At 43.3% G+C, this 19331-nt stretch carries 14 protein-coding genes and 1 riboswitch; of the genes, 5 read left to right on the top strand and 9 right to left on the bottom strand.

Going from position 1 to position 19331, the window contains the following annotated elements; all coding sequences use genetic code 11:
- Nucleotides 1-206: 206 nt before the first annotated feature.
- Nucleotides 207-2192 carry a methyl-accepting chemotaxis protein gene (locus BUA59_RS04850; protein WP_072838599.1) on the top strand — a complete coding sequence of 662 codons (1986 nt, stop codon included), beginning with the start codon at nucleotides 207-209 and terminating at the stop codon, nucleotides 2190-2192.
- 91 nt (nucleotides 2193-2283) lie between these two features.
- Here the strand turns inward: BUA59_RS04850 and BUA59_RS24335 are convergent, their stop codons facing one another.
- On the bottom strand, nucleotides 2284-2577 hold the full coding sequence (locus BUA59_RS24335) for a hypothetical protein (protein WP_425435099.1): 294 nt from the start codon (nucleotides 2575-2577) through the stop codon (nucleotides 2284-2286).
- A 168-nt stretch (nucleotides 2578-2745) separates the two neighbouring features.
- On the opposite strand from BUA59_RS24335, the gene BUA59_RS04840 reads away from it, so the two are divergent.
- Nucleotides 2746-3216, top strand: a complete 471-nt coding sequence (locus tag BUA59_RS04840) for a hypothetical protein (protein WP_072838598.1) — start codon at nucleotides 2746-2748, stop codon at nucleotides 3214-3216.
- A gap of 108 nt (nucleotides 3217-3324) precedes the next feature.
- Here the strand turns inward: BUA59_RS04840 and BUA59_RS04835 are convergent, their stop codons facing one another.
- From BUA59_RS04835 to rarD, 4 genes are all read right to left on the bottom strand, one after another.
- Complete coding sequence (locus tag BUA59_RS04835) at nucleotides 3325-4704, bottom strand: histidine-type phosphatase (RefSeq protein WP_245813092.1); 1380 nt, start codon at nucleotides 4702-4704, stop codon at nucleotides 3325-3327.
- A gap of 190 nt (nucleotides 4705-4894) precedes the next feature.
- Entirely contained in the window at nucleotides 4895-5701 is an 807-nt protein-coding gene (locus tag BUA59_RS04830) for an ATP-grasp domain-containing protein (RefSeq protein ID WP_072838596.1), read from the bottom strand.
- Nucleotides 5702-5835: 134 nt separating this feature from the next.
- Nucleotides 5836-6273 (bottom strand): hypothetical protein, encoded by a 438-nt coding sequence (locus tag BUA59_RS04825; RefSeq protein WP_084122171.1) that lies wholly within the window; start codon nucleotides 6271-6273, stop codon nucleotides 5836-5838.
- Between the two features lie 183 nt (nucleotides 6274-6456).
- Complete coding sequence (rarD, locus tag BUA59_RS04820; protein WP_072838594.1) at nucleotides 6457-7371, bottom strand: EamA family transporter RarD; 915 nt, start codon at nucleotides 7369-7371, stop codon at nucleotides 6457-6459.
- Between the two features lie 172 nt (nucleotides 7372-7543).
- A riboswitch (FMN riboswitch) is annotated at nucleotides 7544-7725 on the top strand.
- A 120-nt stretch (nucleotides 7726-7845) separates the two neighbouring features.
- On the opposite strand from rarD, the gene BUA59_RS04815 reads away from it, so the two are divergent.
- Nucleotides 7846-8775 carry a DMT family transporter gene (locus tag BUA59_RS04815; protein ID WP_072838593.1) on the top strand — a complete coding sequence of 310 codons (930 nt, stop codon included), beginning with the start codon at nucleotides 7846-7848 and terminating at the stop codon, nucleotides 8773-8775.
- 40 nt (nucleotides 8776-8815) lie between these two features.
- Here BUA59_RS04815 and hsdR read toward each other — a convergent pair whose 3' ends face one another.
- The 4 genes from hsdR to BUA59_RS04795 are packed head-to-tail and all read right to left on the bottom strand — an operon-like array spanning nucleotide 8816 to nucleotide 15521.
- On the bottom strand, nucleotides 8816-11461 hold the full coding sequence (gene hsdR / locus BUA59_RS04810) for an EcoAI/FtnUII family type I restriction enzme subunit R (protein ID WP_072838592.1): 2646 nt from the start codon (nucleotides 11459-11461) through the stop codon (nucleotides 8816-8818).
- Nucleotides 11454-12836 carry an RNA-binding domain-containing protein gene (locus tag BUA59_RS04805; protein WP_072838591.1) on the bottom strand — a complete coding sequence of 461 codons (1383 nt, stop codon included), beginning with the start codon at nucleotides 12834-12836 and terminating at the stop codon, nucleotides 11454-11456. Before BUA59_RS04805 ends, hsdR begins: the two co-directional genes overlap by 8 nt.
- A gap of 18 nt (nucleotides 12837-12854) precedes the next feature.
- Nucleotides 12855-14054 (bottom strand): restriction endonuclease subunit S, encoded by a 1200-nt coding sequence (locus BUA59_RS23800; RefSeq protein WP_072838590.1) that lies wholly within the window; start codon nucleotides 14052-14054, stop codon nucleotides 12855-12857.
- Nucleotides 14055-15521: a class I SAM-dependent DNA methyltransferase gene (locus tag BUA59_RS04795; protein WP_072838589.1), complete on the bottom strand. Its 1467-nt coding sequence runs from the start codon at nucleotides 15519-15521 to the stop codon at nucleotides 14055-14057.
- Between the two features lie 213 nt (nucleotides 15522-15734).
- Between BUA59_RS04795 and BUA59_RS04790 the strand changes: the two genes are divergently transcribed.
- Both BUA59_RS04790 and BUA59_RS04785 read left to right on the top strand, forming a co-directional pair.
- Nucleotides 15735-16943: an MFS transporter gene (locus BUA59_RS04790; protein ID WP_072838588.1), complete on the top strand. Its 1209-nt coding sequence runs from the start codon at nucleotides 15735-15737 to the stop codon at nucleotides 16941-16943.
- A gap of 236 nt (nucleotides 16944-17179) precedes the next feature.
- Nucleotides 17180-19330, top strand: coding sequence for an FAD-dependent oxidoreductase (locus BUA59_RS04785; protein ID WP_072838587.1), 2151 nt, complete (start codon nucleotides 17180-17182; stop codon nucleotides 19328-19330).
- Nucleotide 19331 lies beyond the last annotated feature (1 nt).

Genomic DNA, 19331 nt, shown 5'->3' with positions numbered 1-19331 from the left:
AGCTATCAGGTTAAAACATTTAGGATAAAAAAGGCTATTTTTAAATCCATTATAAAAATTTGTTTAAAGCGCTTGCGGCTTGAAAGCTGCTTTCTAGTGCTCCTGTAATAATTATTACAAATAGATACAATTTTATTCACTTCATATTAGATATGACCTTCTACTTTTTAATTAGGACGTCTCGTCATTGATATGAGGTAAAGGATATGCTCACATTCGCTAAAAAATTATATTTAGGTTTTTCAGTCGTTATTATTCTACTGGCCTTGGTCGGATCTACGGCCTATTTTGCGTTAAATAACGCATCAAATGGCTTTGAAGAATACCGTTCTTTGGCAAGAGCCACTAACGCTGTAGGCAGAGTTCAAGCCAATATGCTAATGGCAAGGATGAAAGAAAAAGATTTTATTTTAACTGGAAATATAAAAGATAAAGAAGAGTTCGATATTTATTGGGAACATACACTGCAATTTATGGCTGAAGCGAAACTTGATGTTGATAACGCTGAAGATGTCGATGTTCTGAAAGGATTGGATGTGACTTTAAGCTCTTATATTACTGGGGTTGAAAAAGTTGTTGATTTTAAAAAGCAAAGAAATGAATTAGTTGATAACGTTTTAAATATTAATGGACCTGCGATTGAAAAAGACCTTACTAAAATACTGATGTCTGCAAAAGACGATGGTGATGTTTCTGCTGCCTATAATGCGTCGCTGTCGACGAGAAGTTTGCTACTAGCGCGTTTATATGTGCTGAAGTTTTTGGAATCTAATACGCAATCCTCAGTTGATAGAGTTGAGAAAGAATTTGCAGACCTAGACTCCCAATTAAAAGTCTTAAGCAATGAGTTACAAAACCCTGATCGTAAAGCGTTATTGGACAGTGTTGTTAAAGATGTCGCGACATATAAAGCGGCGTTTAACAATGTGGTTGCGGTGATATCAGATCGAAATGCCGTTATTAATGATACTTTAAACCCTGTTGGCTCTAAGGTTACTAAGCTGACTGAAGATCTCAAGTTATCTATCAAGAATGAGCAGGACTTGCTTGGGCCTGAGTTGGTGACAAGCAATACGACGGCGGTTTATGTAATCGAAGCGTTGGTGGTGATTGCTATTCTGTTGGGCGGTGGCGTGGCGTGGTTGATTACCCGTGCGACGACCACTCAATTAGGTGGTGATCCTGCGTTGGTTACAAATGTAGTTCGCAGTGTGGCAGATGGCGATTTAGAAGTTCAGTTACCAAATAATAATGAGCAAGAAGCGAGTTTATACGCTGCTATCCGAACTATGGTGAAGAGCTTAAAAGCTAAGGCCGTTTTAGCGCAAAAAATAGCCGATGGAGATTTGACCGCAACTGTGGTGTTGGCCTCTGAAAAAGACAGCCTTGGACAAGCCTTACAAGACATGGTGAAAAACCTAAATGCTATTCTAATGGATATTCAAAATGCGGGAGATCAAATTGCCGCTGGCAGTTCGCAAGTATCGATTTTCAGTCATTCTCTTGCAGAAGGCGCGACTCAGCAGAAGGATAATTTGCAGACTATTTCCGCTGCATTAGAGCAGCTGTCGGTACAAACCAGTGAGAATGCTGAAAGTGCTAGAGAGGCTAATCAGTTAGCTGAAATAGCTCAGAAAGCGGTGGTTGAAGGACAGGCTCATATGCAAGAAATGGTTATAGCAATGAATGAAATTAAAGACGCTGGAGAAAGTATTGCTGGCTTCATTAAGACCATTGATGAAATCGCCGAGCAAACCAATTTACTGGCACTGAATGCGGCGATTGAAGCCGCTAGGGCTGGGGAGCAGGGACGAGGCTTTGCTGTGGTTGCCGATGAAGTACGTGGCTTAGCATCTAGAAGTACAGGTGCAGCGGCTGAAACGGCGAAGTTAATACAGCTATCATCGTCCAAGACTGCAAATGGTGTTTCTATTGCTGAAAATACCAATAAGTCTCTACAAGCCGTATTTGATGGAATAAATGAAACATCGGCTATTGTTGCGAAAATTGCATCTGCTAGCCATGAACAAGCTTTGGCAGTGAGTGAAGTTACGCAAGCAATGGTTTCTGTCGGTGACGTTGTTGAATTAAATGCAGCGGGTTCTGTTGAAGGCGCTGCGGCAGCAGAAGAGCTGAGTAGCCAAGGTGCAGCGATGAAGCAAACTATGGCGCGTTTTACGCTAGCAAGCTGATTACTATTTAGATTTTTTGTTACTCGAACACCACTAAGATCGTAGGTTTTAGTGGTGTTCTTCATGTTATATAAGCTAGATTCTAATCTGTTTATGCTGAATGAGTTGGAGGGAAATATATGTTAGAACTAAGGCCTAATTGTGAGTGTTGCGATAAAGATTTACCGCCATCAGCCGAAGATGCCATGATTTGTAGTTTTGAATGTACCTTTTGCCTCGATTGTGTCGATACTATGCTTCCTAATGGCCGTTGCCCAAACTGTGGCGGTAATTTTGCTCCAAGACCAATTCGCCCAGCTAATAAATTGGCAAATAATCCCCCCTCAACAAAACGAGTGGTATCGGGCTGCAAAGCCAGATAATCTCGGTTTAATATTGAAGACATTATATTATTTGTGTGTTCTAGTCGTTTAGATCAGCGAAGTATTGTTGATAACTATTTACGATAAGTTTTTGCTTAAATCAGTCTTGGTGTTACTTTATGTAAACGGGCTTAGTGCGATCCGTTGAGCATTTAATCCGCAATACAAAAATAATAAAAAGGAGAAGGGCTGTGAAAACGAAAAACCACTTAATGCTTGTCCTCAGTTTATTTTTTTCGCCTGCGATGTTTGCGGCGAATCCTTCAATTAATGAACTTAACTCTTGTTTAGCTCTGGTAGATTTTGTCAACACTACATTAGACAATTTTTCCGATCACTATACCTTGGATGATATGGCAATCGTTCATAGTGGCTTATCTGCTTATAAAAATTACCTTAAAAATGATGTTATTACGCCAAAACTATTAAGCATGTATGGTGGTAACGAGATGCAAGCCAAGTTGATGCAAAAGCTGTTTGATCGCCAAAGAGCAACTTTTTTTAAACATCTTAGTGAGCGTTATTCAGAGAAAAAATTGTTTACAGAATACGCGGCAGCCATCAATGATTGTTCGGCAAATACTCGTATTAGACCTGAAGTCGCAAAGCCATTAAATACTGCTCTTGATAAGATGATCATAATGGCAAGGCAGATTCAGTAGTCAATGGTTCTGTTGTAAAAAAAAGTTCAAGCAATAAAAAAACAGCCATGACATTTTTTGTGTTATGACTGTTTTTGATTATTAAGTTTGGCGTTTTCTGCCTAGTTATTATTTATCGTAGCATCGAGTTAACTCAGAGAATTGATAAAAATAGCTTCCAGTAGAAATTGGTTTACAGCTGTCTTTAAAAGCGGTTTCTTTCTCGTTATAAAGCATTTTCACCAACAAGCTGCCAGCTTGAGTACGGTAAACATCCCATTGAATATTTGCACTGTATGGTGATACCCAACCGCCACGCCAAGGGCTAGTTTGTAACGTATAGCCAGCGTCACGAGACACGCCAGCTTCACTGCCTTTTAGCTGCATTTGTGCGGCAAATGGAATGATGGTTTCAGCATGGGCAAAGCGTATTTTTGCTGCTTTGGTATTTGTGCCGTCTTGTACGCCCTTGATCTCATTGAAAAAATCATCTTCTAGCACGGACGCCATTTTATAGGTGATATTGGTATCAGCGAAGCTAGGACCTTTTTCGTAATAATCTTCACCATCCAAAACATAAGACAGCCACTGAGATTCTTTTGGGGTGACGAACTGGGTGAAGTTCCATGGCTGTTCGCCTGCTTCATCAGCTAACCCTGGAGCAATTAGGTAAAGATTAAAAAGTTGGATGGCTGCTTCTACATCGTTGTAAACGGTTGGTTTTTTCTTACCAACTTTGACGAAAGACAGTTTGCCTTCTGCAAGTTGATCGACAAAGGCTGGTGAATAAACGCGTTCTAGCATTTCTCGCGCGACTTGATGTGATTTTGGCTGGTCAAATAAATGATCGACTGCCGCGCGTAGTTGAGGATTTTCCTCGACGTAGTCTTGGTAGTCTTTGTTGTTGTCTTGCTTGTGGAAGTATAACTGAGCTTTGTTTTTCACAGGCTTGCTGATGAGAGGCGTCAAATCTGGATTGACGTTTTCTAAGCCTTGAACGAATGCTAGACCACTGTCTCTTGCGCGATCTTGTCCTGAATATTCAAAAGAGATTTGTTGCTGGTTTTGCACTGCTTGGTTTAACAAACTGGCGTTGCGTTGTGCCATACGCTCACCGATTTGAATTTGCTCTTGATTGCCCAATTTAGATAAGTTGCCGTAGCCCATTTTGACGTTGGCTGCCATTAAACGCTCGATTTCAGCACCCAAGCGTTCGCCAAGAGGAGTCAGTGCGTTTTGTTCTTTGGCGGCTTGCCAGATTTTTAAACTGATGTCGTCATATTTCGGGCTAGAAAGTGCACGAGAACCGTGACGAGCGACTAACTCAGTGTAAACCAGTGTGTAGCTTGCTGGAACTGTACTGTAGTTTTCTACACTGTCTTGCGGAGCATAAACAGATTTTGTGCCGTATACATAAGTATCAGTAGAGGCGTTTGATGTCGTATTAACAGAACTGCAGCCAGCTAATGCCAACATGCCGATTACAGGAATAAATGCTCTAGTATTCAAAGGAGTGCCCTTAATAGGATAATTGAACTGTGCTGTCAGTTTATCTGTATTTTGTGACGCGACGATGACGCAATTCTATTCCGAGTACTTTAGCGTATTATTTTATGAAGGTAAGATCTTTACTCAGTAGTAGTGCAAAGATCTCAAGGTATGACGGTGTAAGTACACCTTGGCATGATCAAAGGCGTTGTTAAAAACCGCTTGGTTGATCAATTAGCATAGCGGTTGATAAAAAATGTTGTTCATTTAGATAACTGAGCAGTTCGGTATTCACATCCTGTTGGATAGTTGGCAGTCCTTGGTTGCCAAAAATGCGGTTTATCTCGATCACATAAGGCACAGATCCAACCATAGCGATATCGAACCCTGCGTGGTTTATGTCTAGAGATTGAGCCAAATAAGTCACTAGGTCTTGAGCTTCTTTTGGAATCAATGCAACTTCCACCTGTCCGCCTTGGCTGATGTTATTGTGAAAACCATTGTCTGACTGTAGACGCCAATAACCACTGACGATTTTGTTGCCGACCCAAATAACACGCATGTCTCTGTCTATTGGCAAGTACTCTTGCACATACAAAACATCAGTTTTAGCAACATAATCTCGCCACTGACCAATGGTTTCTATTAAAAATACACCATTGCCCATGCTGCTGCGTGGAATTTTAGCCACAAAAGGTGATGGCATTTCGTCCCAGATTTTCTCCGCTTCATAAGGTGTATTAGCAGAAATAACCGTATAAGGATGTTGTTGTGGTGCAACAGTACGAAATGTTCGTGTCATTTCGACTTTGTCGTGACCAATCATGTATGACGCAAGGCTTGGGAAAATACGTTTTTTCAGTCCGTAAACCAAAGCCGTAAGTTGCCAATATTGTGGAAATAGCAGCCAATCAGCTTCTTTGATTTCCTCCAAATGTTCGTACATCGACTCGGGTTTAATGTATTTAACCTGAGGTAAGTGGAGGGTTCTTAGCGCGTCAAACGAGATGATCTTCATTATGTATAATCAGTAGCCAAACATGCCGCGATTGTGAGGCTTGGAGGCTAAAAAAGAAACAAAAAATGCCATGATTTTAAATAACTTATGGTGCTAGATAATTCATTTTTTTGATCATTTTTGTTCTAAAAAAATTAATGTTCACGAGGCGCGTATTTTAAGAAAACACCAAGGGAAATCAGTAAGAAGCCCGAACTAGCGACAATTGCCACTGGATAATACAAATTACCCGCCATATCGAGTTGGCTGTATTTGATCACCATAATCAGACCTTCTAATGCCATCGCAACACAAACCGTGCCGATAAAACGCGGTAATGTGCGTCTCAGTAACACAATAACGTCATGTTCATTATCACTGCCGTATTCTTTGTTGATGACCATCGCCAGCTCAAATACCGCAATGGCGATGATGTTGGAATTGATAATTTTGATGATGACTTGAGTAAGGCTCTCACCGTGACGATACTCGTTTATAGCGCCGCCAAAGCTGGCAATGACTACAAAACCGGCAAGTGTGAAAAAAATAGCAGCAAAGGTTTTGGCAAAGGTCTTTTGGACATTAACATGCATAGTAAGAATCCAACTTATTTAAAGATGATCTTAACAATAGGGTTTTGTGAGTGAATAAATAGGTCGATCAATGCGTTACCGCGAAGCTTCCTTGTTGATGACGGGGAATCGTCAATCTTTACGGATTGTTCTGACGTATCTGAGTTGGCATGACTCACTATGAGTCATGCCTTGGGAGTAGAGTTATATCGCGTCATCACTATCAATAAGCTTCGCCACTTTGGTTTTACGAAGACGGCGAATTGAGTCCACAATTAGCATAGCAAGAGCAGACCAAATCAGTACAAAAGTGGTGAGTTTTTCTGGGCTGAGCGGCTCGTCGTACAAAAATACCGCTAAGATAAACATTCCCGTGGGACCTATGTATTGGAAGAACCCAAGTGTTACTAGGCTCACTCTGTTAGCTGCTGCCGCGAAGCACATGAGTGGAACCATAGTTATTGGTCCAGAAGCTAATAGTAACCAATTTACAGTGCTGCTGTTGTCAAACATATTGGTGCTTGGTGAGTCGCTGAGTATTAAATAGGCGAGAGCAAAAGGTAATAAAATCGCGGTTTCAATCGCCATACCCGTAAAGCTATCGACGGCGACTTTTTTACGTACCAAACCATAAAAGCCAAAAGTAATGGCCAGAGCCAAAGCGATCCAAGGCAATGAACCAAATTGAATGACCTCAAAAGCAACTGCGCAAAAACATAAAACAACGGCCGCTTTTCGTACCCTATCTAGTTTATCTTTAAAGAAAATCACGCCTAATAAAATACTAATAAGCGGGTTAATGTAATAACCCAAGCTGGCACTTAGTATCTTGTTGTTTTGTATAGCCCAAATAAAGATACCCCAGTTAAAGCCAATAAGTACTGTTGAAATCAGCATGGCTGATAAGGTTCTAGGCGAGCGCAGCACAGTTTTTAGCGCGCTGGTATAACGTAGCAGAATGATTAATACCAAAACGATCAGGCATGACCAAATAATACGGTGAGCGAGGATTTCCTGAGCCGGGATAAATGACATTTCCTTAAAATAGATTGGTGCAATGGCCCATAAGGTAAATGCTGTTAACGCGTATAAAATGCCGCTTTTAGAGGAAGTTTGCATTGAAGTGATCCCGTTCAATGAATTATTTTTGGATAGAGAGTGTATATGAATGCGAGACAAGTGGTCACATTTTTTATTGCATTAGAAATAGATTATTTCATTAGCATACATCTTGAGCTTATTGCCTAAGTAGGGTGATAGGTTTAAAGTTAGACAGTAAATTTTTACATTAATCGAACTTCGGGGCGGGGCGAAATTCCCCACCGGCGGTGATTTGATAAGATTGAAAAGTCTATCAACAGCCCGCGAGCGCCTTGTTTCTTAACTTAAGACATGTCTTTTAAGTAGCAAGGGTCAGCAGATCTGGTGAGACTCCAGAGCCGACGGTCATAGTCCGGATGATAGAAGATCGACCAAGTCTTAGTTACGCCTAATTTCTTTAGGCGTTTCTGTGCTGTGCTTTTTTATGTGCAGCGCTTGGTACTATTCGTTCTCATCACCCCTGTACATCTTATTATTTGGAGAAACCAAAAGATGGCAGGAACATTCTTTATCATGATCGCGTGCTTCACGTGGGCGCTTGATACCTTAATTCGTTACCCCTTGCTGGGTGCGGGTTATTCCACTCTGCAAATTGTCCTAATCGAACACCTAACCTTGGTGCTGTTTGTCGCACCTATGTTGTGGCGCTATCGCCATGTTTATCGTCATATGTCGATAGGCGGCTTTTCGTGTTTGTTTTTTATTGGCGGCATTGGCTCTGCAATGGGAACTTTGGCGTTTACCGAAGCTTTCCATTACCTGAATCCAACTGTGGTGATCTTGCTGCAAAAACTGCAGCCAATCGTGGCGATTTTGCTGGCGTATTGGTTGCTAAAAGAACGCATTGAAGGGCATTTCGTTCAGTGGGCAGCGGTTATATTATTGGGCAGCTTCGTGATGATGTGGCCGGATTTACGTCAGTTAGGTGATGCGCAATGGCATTATTCAAGCGACACCACGAGCATTCTAAAAGGTTATGGTTATACCTTGATTGCGGTCATCGCATGGGGTGCGGCAACGGTCTGTGGTAAATACTTGTCTTATCAACATATGCCAGCGAACGCGATCATGTCAGGCCGTTTTGTGGCGGGTTTATTGGTGTTATTGCCGATGGCGCTGGCGCAGTCTGATACCTTGACAGCGATGACATCTATAGATCTAAGTCTCGCCGTAGCGATGGCTTTGCTGAGTGGTTTTATCGGTATGTGGTTCTATTACCAAGGACTAAAAACCGTCCCAGCGCAACTCGCCACCTTGGCCGAGCTGTCTTTCCCTGTCTTCGCCGCCGCCATCAACTGGCTATTCCTTGATATGGGCCTAACGGCTTATCAAATCATCGGCGGTATGATGTTAATTTTAGGTAATATTGGCTTGCGGATGAAAGAGTTAAGAAAGGCGGAATTAACGCCAGTGGCTCAGTAAGAGGTGTTTTGACTCTCTTACTGACGTGACATGCTCGTATCTATTCGTATAAATAACGCTGAAAACCAATAAAGGTGTCGCGTATCGCCGCAGGAGAGCCAAATTCTGCGGCGGCGTCACTGATGGTGTTGTATTTAAGTTCAACTAAGCTGCGCATTTTCTTAGCGGCTAATTCTTGTACGCCATCTTCTATGTATTTATCTAAAATGAACTCGATAAACTCGACTTGTTTGTAGGTGAACGCCTTGGAAATACTGGGTTTCGCATTGAATACACGCTCTTTGCGAGTGTGAGTGTCTCTGGCATAAGCCACATAAGCTAATAGGTCATACACGTCACTGTCTTTGGCATCGATAATATCTTTCATGTTATCGAGTTTTTCATCGTCGTAACCTGCTTCATGCAAATCCGTTAAAAGCTTTTCACGCGTTGTCGGGTCACTCCAAATGTTACGCAATTCATCTTCATTACGGAAAAAGCGCGGTAGATCACCAAACATTTCACCGATAAATTGATAAGCTGTCAGCATATCGCCATTCGCGCCCATAAACAAAACACTTTTCATGTGCTGTATTTGACGTGTTTTACCATCTGTTAGCGTGATGACTATTTTTTCTGGTTTGCTGGGCTCATCGTCATCATCCGTCGCACAGCTGCAAGGCGTATTTCCACAGTTTTGACAAGGCCCATCTGATCCTTCGGAGCATTGGCAAGGAGATTGTTGGCACATATCACACGGCTCGTCTAGCGTATCAATTTGGCAATTACATGGGTTAAAGCCACAATCCAAACACAGACAAGTACAAGGATTAGTATGGCAAATATCGCAAGGTTCTGCGTCTATTTTGCCTTCAGGAGGCAGCGGTTCACCATCCCATTCAGGATCGGAAAAGTTATGATGCGCTTTGACAAAGTCGTAGATGGTGAAAAAGGATTTGCCATCGTACATTCGCGTACCACGACCAATAATCTGCTTAAACTCAATCATGTTTTTGCATTCACGCATCAACACGATATTGCGCACGTTACGGGCGTCTACACCGGTCGATAACTTGCGTGACGTCGTTAATATGGTCGGTATGGTTTTTTCGTTATCACAAAAGGTTCGTAAATCATTTTCACCCGCTGCGCCATCATTGGCGGTAATGCGTACGCAATAATTAGGATTGGTTGTCCATTTTTTTGCATGAGCGTATTGGTTAATATAATTTCGTACTTGGCCTGCGTGTTCTTGGGTGGCACAAAATACGATGGTTTTTTCCTTCGGATTAATATGATCCATCCAATACTGCACGCGCTTTTCTTCCCGTTTTGGGATGGTGATGATGCGGTTAAAGTCACCTTCTTTATAAACTCTGCCGGGTTCTGGCTCGCCTTTAAAACTAACAGCATCGCCCGGCGTGTAAACGTATTCATCCATGGTGCCGACAATGGGATACACCTTAAACGGTGTTAAAAAGCCGTCATTAATGCCTTGTTTTAAGGTATAGCTGTAAACTGGCTCGCCAAAGTATTTATAACTGTCGGCATTGTCGGTACGTTTTGGTGTCGCGGTTAAACCCAATTGCACAGCAGGTGAAAAGTAGTTAAGAATATCGCGCCACGAGCTTTCATCATTGGCGCCGCCGCGGTGACATTCGTCGATGATAATGAAGTCAAAAAAATCTTCTGGGTAGTGTCGGAAATTACAAGCACTGGTGTCGGTGAATAGCGGTTGCTCGAAGTCTTCGCTTTCCTGCTCTTCTTCTGAGTCTACATTCCCGTTACTGGCTGCATTCGTTGCTGAATCCGTCATCAGGGTTTGGAAAATCGCCATAAAGATACTGGCATTTTTAGGGACGCCTTTGGCTTTTTTTATTTCACTCGGCGTAATCCTTACCACCGCGTCTTCACCAAAAGCACCAAAGTCATTGAAGGCTTGTTTGGTTAAGACATTTCGATCGGCAAGAAATAAAATACGTGGACGCTTTTTAGCCTTACTTGGATTCTTTGCTGCCTGCAAACTCCAGCGGCTATGAAATAATTTCCAGGTGATTTGAAACGCAATACAGGTTTTCCCTGTGCCTGTGGCGAGAGTCAGTAAAATACGATCTTTGCCTTGGGTAATGGCCTCTAAAGCTTGGTTGATGGCATTTTCTTGATAATAACGTGGTTGCCAATCGCCTTTCTTTTCAAAAGGGATTTGGGAGAAACGCTCGCGCCATGTGCTGGTAAACTCAGGTTCTGCTACGCCGTTATTATTGCCACCACTGAAAGCCGCCGCCCACATTTCCTCAGGGCTTAAATAACGGTCTACTTGCTTCTCTTCGCCCGTTACCATGTCGATTTGGTAAATTTCATGGCCGTTGGTGGCATAAGCAAAGCGACACTGTAAACGCTGGGCGTAGTCTTTTGCTTGGCGTACGCCTTCGGTGTAACTTAGGTTTTCTCGTTTCGCCTCAACCGCGGCTAATTTACGACCTTTAAACTCCAATACATAGTCGCACTTTAGGTTTGCAGCACGTTTGCCGCCCCCTAAAATACGCCCAGCGGTGATCTCTACTTCACGACGAATAACACTCAGGTCACTAGCTGTCGGATCAATAACATTAGGATCACTAGCATTAGGGTTAATAACGCCCCAGCCGTCTAGCGCCAATTTAGGCGAGATTAACTCAGCACGGGTTTCAGATTCGTTTCTAGTCATGATTATCGTCCGTTGGTTTGACCGTGACATAACGCTGTTTAGGGCTTCTGGGTTTGTCTGGAAGGGTCATTTCTAGTTGTCCCGAATCGAGCAATGGTATTAACAGACTATCCCTAAAATGCTCTCGGTGACTAACGTCTAAATGCGCCATCATTTCTTTTGTCGTTCTCGGTTCCACGCAGTAGAGTAATAGCGTTTCAGCTTGTCCGGTAGCTTGTCCGGTAGCTTGTCCGGTAGCTTGTCCGGTAGTTTGGTCATTCATCACTAGCACTTGGCTAAAGGGTAAGACTAAACGAGTAAAGTTGTCGGTGAAGTAAAAAGCGTCTTTGCTGTAGCTTTGTAATATACGCGGTATGCCTGAGCCTAGTTGTTCCACTAAATCCACGTCTCTGAACACGCGCATTAATTCTTTGTTTTGTGGTACCGAATAGCCCATAAAAAATTCGTCTTGGCTAAAGCCTTGTGGCAAACCTCCTGCTGAAGTGATTTCTAAACGATCTGCAAACAGCTCAAACTTAGGTGGTACTTCGCGGCTGTAGGCATTATGTATAATTGCATTAATCACGGCTTCACGAAGCGCTATCGGGTTTAACAGTTTGGTTTCGTTACGGGTGCTATCGGTAATGGTGGCGAGGGTTTTGTTTTCTACTTTGAGTTTTTCTAGCACGGCTTTGGTCGCTTTGATCAAACAGCAATAACCGTATTCTTCGTTTTCGATTAGGTTAATCCGATCCAGCCCTGCGTATTTCGCCACCTTGATCGACATGCCGTTGTTATCGGCTAATAAATAAGCCGCGTAGTTAAAATCGCCTTCCGCGGTTAATAGCTCTAAGTTGCGGGCAAATTGCTCGTTAAGAGGCAAATCTCGCTCTTGGTAATAGATTTTAAGCTGTTCAAAGTGTAGGTCTTGATTGCGTGAGCGCATATTGCCAATGGAGTTACGCGTGCGGGTGGCAAATAAGGTTTCGATCATGCGTTGCGGCATAGGCTCCGCCGCCGAACCAATCCGAATAAAACACCCTTTGGGAGACATGCCCGCTTTGCGTAAGTAGTAAGGCTGTTCTGAACCTCGGGCGACGACGATTTTGATGATGTTTTTATCTTGATAGCGTTCGATTAACACATCGAACAAGCCCATGGTCGAAGGGCTGATGTTTTGTTTAATGCGGTCTTTAATTTGTAATTGCAGTTGGTCTAGTTTGTCTACACTCAGCGCTTGACCAACATCGTCAATACCAATGTAAATCAAACCGCCGTCGTGGGCGTTTAAAAACGCCACCACTTCTTTTTCTAGTCCGTCCGTCAACTGGCGCTTAAACTCTACGCGTTGACCTTCGACTAAAGGCGGTTGATTTACATTGATGGTGTTCAGCATTAGATCGTCCTTATCTAGTTACTCGACCGTTTTTGTTAACTCGCCGCTAAAGGCTTTTTGTAAGATGGATTTCTTGAGCTCGTCTATGGCGTTTAGTTTTTTCTGATAAATCGTTTCAAGTTCAATCGCTCTTTCTTTTGCCTTAAACAGCTTTTGGGCAATAGCTTCTTGCTCGTTCAAGTTCATTAAAAACGGAACTGATATTACCTCCATTTTTTTAGGTGATGTATGCCTAACTTTTAAACCTGTAGCTGTTTCTTGAACCTTCTGTCTGAAGTGTTTTGTATTAAATAAATGAAAAAGAAATTTCAAACTAACTTTATTTTTAAATTCTGAAGTAATTTCTACAAGGCCTAAACGCTGGTTATGAAGGAAATTATGACCGTTAGGTACTAAAGCAGAAGAGCCTAACAACCCTGCTGCTTGTTCTGTCATGGCTACAAGAAGCGATCCTTCAGATAATAAAAACTCTTTAGGAAATTCACCTTTGTAGTATTTTTGTTTTCCTCCACGATCTCTATACCCGCCATCTTCATAGAAGTTCCCTGGAGTTAGCAATATCAAGTCAGACTCATCGACAAAAAATTCAGATTTAAATGCAAAACCATGTTTGAAAGTACAAACTCTCCCGAGGGGTAAATCAACCCACCCTTCACCTTTCTGACTAAAGACTTGCTGTAGATAGCTGTCGAATAACTCGCGGGCGTTTTTTAGGTTTTGTTCGGTTTTGGCGCGGGTTTGCTCTAAGTTGGCAAACACGGTGTCGAGGATTGACACGATGAGTTTTTGCTCTGGGATTGAAGGGAAAGGCAAAAGTCTATTTTCCATAGCCCCCTTTGTCACATGTATCATTGTAGTACCGGTACCTTGCTCCTCTTTAATTTGCTCGGTATCCCATTCCAATAAATGAAACAAATATCCTTTATCTACCAAATCATTATTTAATTCGATTTTCCAAATATGATAATGATAAATAACTTTATCGCCGTCCCAAATTCGAGGCCCAAATGACGCTGACCATGCATATAAAAGGTCGCCTTTATCACAATACTTATCTTCACTTAACTCTAAGTCAGAATAAAACCAGCTTCTATTTGTGAAGAAATTACCAACTCTAAGTAAAGGATATTTTCCCTCGGAAAGCATTTCATGCTTTTTGTAAGCACGACCATTAATGAGACGACAAACATCTCCTAGTTTTTTTAATTCAACAGCCATTTACAACAACTCCTGAATCTTGGCTAAAATCGCCTCGGACTCTTTATCGAGCGCAATTATGTCTTCAATGATGGCTTTCGGTTCACGCAGTGGCGCTGCTTCTTCAATATTGGGGTTTTTCAACGATAAATCGTAGGTGGTTTGATCTATGTCGCTGATGGCGAGCGACCATGATTTGTTAGAGCTCTCAAAGTCCTTTTGAAGTAATACAAAGTCCGCTAGGTCGTTGTCGTTTAATGGGTTGGTTTTGCCCATGTTGCGGCCGACATTGAGTTCATAAAACCACGTATTTAAGGTGGGTTCGCCTTTGGTGAAAAACAGTACCACGGTTTTCACACCAGCACCGATAAAGGTACCGCCGGGGCAGTCGAGTATGGTGTGTAAGTTACAGTTTTCCAGTAGCTCTTTACGCAGTTTGATAGCGGCGTTGTCGGTGTTGCTTAAAAAGGTGTTTTTGATGACGACCGCTGCACGGCCACCCGGTTTGAGCATTTTGATAAAGTGCTGCAAAAACAAGAAGGCGGTTTCGCCGGTTTGGATCGGGAAGTTCTCTTGTACTTCTTTGCGTTCTTTACCACCAAAGGGAGGATTGGCCAATATAATGTCGTGCTGGTTGCTTGGCTGAATGTCCATGAGATTTTCAGACAAGGTGTTGGTGTGTAACACGTTAGGCGCTTCGATGCCGTGCAATATCATGTTCATGATGGCAATCACGTAGGCCAGTGACTTTTTCTCTTTGGCATAAAAAGTACGGGTTTGCAGGATGTCTAAATCATTGGTGCTTAACGGTTTCTTCTCTCGGCCACCTTGGCGAAGGTAATCAAAGGCTTCACATAAAAATCCAGCCGAACCGGCCGCGCCGTCGTATATGGTTTCGCCAATTTTTGGTTGCATCACATCGATCATGGCGCGAATTAACGGGCGCGGTGTGTAGTATTCACCACCGTTACGGCCTGCGTTGCCCATGTTTTTGATTTTGGCTTCGTACAAATGGCTCAGTTCGTGCTTTTCATCTTGTGAGCGAAAGCGTAATTGATCAACTTTTTCCAGCGCGTCACGGAGTGAATAACCACTTTGAATTTTGTTTTTGATTTCGCTAAAAATCTCGCCAATTTTGTATTCAATGGTGTTGGCGTTGTCGGCGCGTTGTTTGAAGCTTTTTAGGTAAGGGAAGAGTTCGCCGTCGACGAAGTCCATGAGGTCGTCACCAGTTAAGGCGTTGTTGTGGTCAAACTTGCCTTCGGCGTCTTTTGGCGCCGCCCATGCGCTCCAACGATAAGGTTCGTCGATGATGAATTGGTAGGTTTCCATCATCATTTCGGCTTCTTGGGATTTAGTAAATTCAAGATCGTCGAGGTATTTTAAAAACAGCATCCATGATGATTGTTCGGTGTAATCTAGCTCGGATGAGCAGCCCGCGTCTTTGTGGAAGATGTCGTCGATGTTTTTAAATACTTGTTCAAACATTAATGTCCCTAGTGAGCGAGTGCTCTTTTTCTCAATAATGGCGAGATTGTACTTTAGTAGATATAAGTTTTCCTTTTTTAATTCCGCAAATACCTGCCCATCTTTGGTGCTTTTTGTTTTAGAATAGCGGCCATAATTTGTCCGTCAGGTCAGCTTTAAGTGCATCTCTTCATTAATGGATGGCTTAATTTTTATTCTAATTAAGGAAGCGAGATGCCAAACACCTCTTTTCATTCATCAATCACTGAGCCTAAAACCCAGTGGTTGAACGTTATTTTGCTTTGGGTGGCGGGTATTGCCGCTGCGATGCAGTTTGCGAAGTTCTCGGTGTCTTTCGATGATTTACTTGCGCATTATCAAGCTGGTGCAACGTCAACTGGTGCGGCATTGTCTGCGGTTGGCATTGCTGGGTTGGTGTTCGGTGTGTCGGCGGGCATGATCGCGAGTCGTGTCGGTTATTTGAAGGTGTTGGTTGGCGCTTTGTTGTTGGGCGGTGGCTTATCGCTGGTTCAGTCAACTTTGCCGCCTTTTAATCTGTTATTCATAACTCGAATGCTGGAAGGTTTTTCTCAATTAGGTGTTGTTGTCGCGGCACCAACTTTGATAGCCAAGCTTAGTGCGCCACAACATAAGTCTTTGACCATGGGCATTTGGGGTACCTTCTTTGGGGTCGCCTTTGCTGTTTGTGGCTGGGCTGGAAAGAATATTTTAGATCAATACGGTTTGCAGACTTTATTTTTAAGCCATGGCGTTTTTATCATGACAATCGGTGTGGTGTTGTTCTTCAAGCTAAGAAAAAATCCAGTGCTGGACTTGGTACCAGTGACGGAAATTCAGGATGGCTTCTTTAAGCAGATGATAAAAATTTATCGCAATCCTCGCGCTTTATTGCCTAGCTGTGTGTTCTTGTTTTATACCTGCACACTTGTGTCTGTATTGACCTATATTCCCGGGTTGATTGGCGATTCGTCATTGCAGAAGTTGATGTTGGTTGTGTTGCCGTTAATCAGTACCAGCGGTACTTTTTTGGCAGGCGCCATTGCGCAATATTTGATGCGGCCACAGCGTGTTGCATTGATGGCGTATTTTGGCGTGGCAGCTAGCGTGATTGTGTTGTCATTGATCAGTGGTTCGGCCGAACTATTTTGTGTTGTGGTTGGTGTGATGGTGCTGTTTCTTGGCATGGTGCCAGGTTCTGCATTGGCGATGATTCCAACTCTCGCTCGTAATCCAAGTGAACAAGCGCAAGGTTATGGCTTACTTGCTCAGTTTGGTAATATTGGTGCGACCGTTGGCCCACCGACATTTGCAACGGCAATCGCGATGTATGGCCTTGTTGGCTTGGTCGTGTTGGTCTTGTGCGTGTGCTGTTTTGGTGTGTTGTTTAGCCTTTGGGCTGGTCGTATTAAAGCCGTTGTTTAGTTCGATTCCTTACCTTTCTCGGCAACGCTTTTTCGTAAGCGTTGCCGTCTTTAGCTGCTATGCCGTGCAGCTTTTCTGCTTTTGCTTTACTCTCTTATTTATACACTTTTGGGTTTATTTTAGAAAATACGCCAAGATGCTGTAATAATTTACACTGGAGTCGAGTCTAACCTTTATATATCGATTCTTGTCTTGGCTTTCACCGTGAGTTGAAAGGCTCTTTTGGAGTTCTACTAATGAAAAAAATTGCATTGCTGGTATTAATTGCAGCATTGGCGGCGGGCTTTTTCTATTTCGATTTGAATCAGTTATTAACACTAGACGGTTTGAAATCTGGCCTTACGCAGTTTGATGCTTGGCGCGACGAAAGCCCGTTATTGGTTGGCGGTGCGTTTTTGCTGTTGTACGTTATCGTTACCGCTTTGTCTTTGCCCGGTGCGGTGATTATGACCTTGGCGGCAGGCGCGTCATTTGGCTTGTTGTGGGGAACCGTGATCGTGTCTTTTGCTAGCAGCATTGGTGCGACGTTGGCGTTCTTGGTGTCACGTTATTTACTGCAAGACATGGTGCAGTCGCGTTTTGGTGGTCGTTTAAAAGCCTTTAATGAAGGCATTGCGAGAGACGGCGCCTTTTATTTATTCACCCTTCGTCTTGTGCCGATCTTTCCTTTTTTCTTGATTAACTTGCTGATGGGTTTGACCGCGATTCGTGCTTTCACCTTTTACTGGGTGAGCCAAGTTGGCATGTTCGTCGGTACTTTGGTGTACGTGAATGCTGGCAAGCAATTGGGTCAGTTAGAGAGTTTGTCGGGCATTTTGTCGCCTTCGTTATTATTGTCTTTTGTGTTGCTGGGCGTGTTTCCTCTTATCGCGAAAAAAATAGTCGATGTAGTGAAAGCGCGTCGCGTTTATGCTGGATTTACCAAGCCAAAATCCTTTGATCGAAATTTGATTGTTATTGGTGCTGGGGCTGGTGGCTTAGTGAGTGCTTACATTGCAGCCACAGTGAAAGCCAAAGTGACCTTGATTGAAGCTAACAAAATGGGCGGTGATTGCTTAAATTACGGCTGTATTCCGAGTAAAGCATTAATCAAAAGCGCGAAAGTTGCCCATCAAATGCGCCATGCTGAAAACTATGGTTTGAACAGCAGCGAGCCGAGTTTTTCTTTCAAAAAAGTCATGCAACGTATTCACGATGTGATCGCAAAAATCGAACCTCACGACAGTGTTGAGCGTTACAGCAAAATGGGCGTCGATGTGGTGCAAGGCTATGCCAAATTGATCGACCCTTGGACGGTGGAAATTCAATTAAATGAGGGCGGCACGAAACGCTTAACGGCGCGCAGTATTGTATTAGCAACTGGCGCTCGTCCTTTTGTGCCGGATTTGCCCGGCCTAGAAGACGTGGGTTATTACACCAGCGATACCATGTGGGAAGCCTTTGCTAAATTTGATGAGCCGCCGAAGCGCCTTGTTGTGTTAGGCGGCGGTCCTATTGGCTGTGAGCTGGCACAAAGTTTTGCTCGCTTGGGGTCGACAGTGACGCAAGTTGAGCGCTCGGCTCGCATTATGGGCAGAGAAGACGAAGAAGTCTCTGCTATGGCGCAAGAAAGCTTAATCCAAGATGGCGTGATTATGCTGACTTCGCATAGTGCCGTGCGCTGTGAAAAAGAAGGAGATGTGAAGCGTTTAATTGTTGAGCATGATGGACAAGAGTCCGTGGTGGAGTTTGATGCGTTGATTTGTGCGGTGGGCCGCGAAGCGCGTCTTGAAGGTTATGGCTTGGAAAACCTTGGCATTGAAACCAAAGGCACCATCGTTACCAATGATTATCTTGAAACACTTTATCCGAATATTTTTGCCGCAGGCGATGTGGCTGGGCCTTATCAATTTACTCACGTAGCGGCTCATCAAGCTTGGTACGCGGCGGTGAATGCTTTATTTGGTACCTTTAAAAAATTCCGTGTCGATTATCGAGTCATTCCTTGGACCACCTTTGTTGATCCTGAAGTCGCGCGAGTCGGCTTGAGTGAGCAAGACGCGAAAGACAAAGGTATTGCCTATGAAATGGTGCGTTATGAGCTGGATGATCTGGATCGTGCCATTGCTGACAGCGCTGCAAAAGGTTTTGTGAAAGTACTGACGGTGCCGGGCAAGGATAAGATTTTAGGCGTGACTATCGTTGGCGAACACGCAGGGGATCTACTAGCAGAATTTGTGTTGGCGATGAAACATGGTATTGGCCTGAATAAAGTCCTCGGCACGATTCACACTTATCCAACTTGGGCAGAAGCCAATAAATACGCGGCAGGCGAGTGGAAACGTGCGCACGCGCCACAGCGCATTTTGAATTGGCTGGAAAAATACCATACCTTGCGTCGAGGTTAAT

It is taken from the genome of Marinomonas polaris DSM 16579 (assembly GCF_900129155.1).
Lineage (GTDB): Bacteria > Pseudomonadota > Gammaproteobacteria > Pseudomonadales > Marinomonadaceae > Marinomonas > Marinomonas polaris.
Note: the sequence above shows the minus strand (reverse complement) of the source record. Positions and strands in the feature narration are given on the sequence as shown.

Coding starts and splice junctions, on each gene's coding strand:
- hsdR (WP_072838592.1), bottom strand. CDS start 11,461: ATGACTAGAAACGAATCTGAAACCCGTGCTGAGTTAATCTCGCCTAAA.
- rarD (WP_072838594.1), bottom strand. CDS start 7,371: ATGCAAACTTCCTCTAAAAGCGGCATTTTATACGCGTTAACAGCATTT.
- BUA59_RS04790 (WP_072838588.1), top strand. CDS start 15,735: ATGCCAAACACCTCTTTTCATTCATCAATCACTGAGCCTAAAACCCAG.
- BUA59_RS24335 (WP_425435099.1), bottom strand. CDS start 2,577: ATGTCTTCAATATTAAACCGAGATTATCTGGCTTTGCAGCCCGATACC.
- BUA59_RS23800 (WP_072838590.1), bottom strand. CDS start 14,054: ATGGCTGTTGAATTAAAAAAACTAGGAGATGTTTGTCGTCTCATTAAT.
- BUA59_RS04830 (WP_072838596.1), bottom strand. CDS start 5,701: ATGAAGATCATCTCGTTTGACGCGCTAAGAACCCTCCACTTACCTCAG.
- BUA59_RS04805 (WP_072838591.1), bottom strand. CDS start 12,836: ATGCTGAACACCATCAATGTAAATCAACCGCCTTTAGTCGAAGGTCAA.
- BUA59_RS04815 (WP_072838593.1), top strand. CDS start 7,846: ATGGCAGGAACATTCTTTATCATGATCGCGTGCTTCACGTGGGCGCTT.
- BUA59_RS04785 (WP_072838587.1), top strand. CDS start 17,180: ATGAAAAAAATTGCATTGCTGGTATTAATTGCAGCATTGGCGGCGGGC.
- BUA59_RS04795 (WP_072838589.1), bottom strand. CDS start 15,521: ATGTTTGAACAAGTATTTAAAAACATCGACGACATCTTCCACAAAGAC.
- BUA59_RS04850 (WP_072838599.1), top strand. CDS start 207: ATGCTCACATTCGCTAAAAAATTATATTTAGGTTTTTCAGTCGTTATT.
- BUA59_RS04825 (WP_084122171.1), bottom strand. CDS start 6,273: ATGCATGTTAATGTCCAAAAGACCTTTGCCAAAACCTTTGCTGCTATT.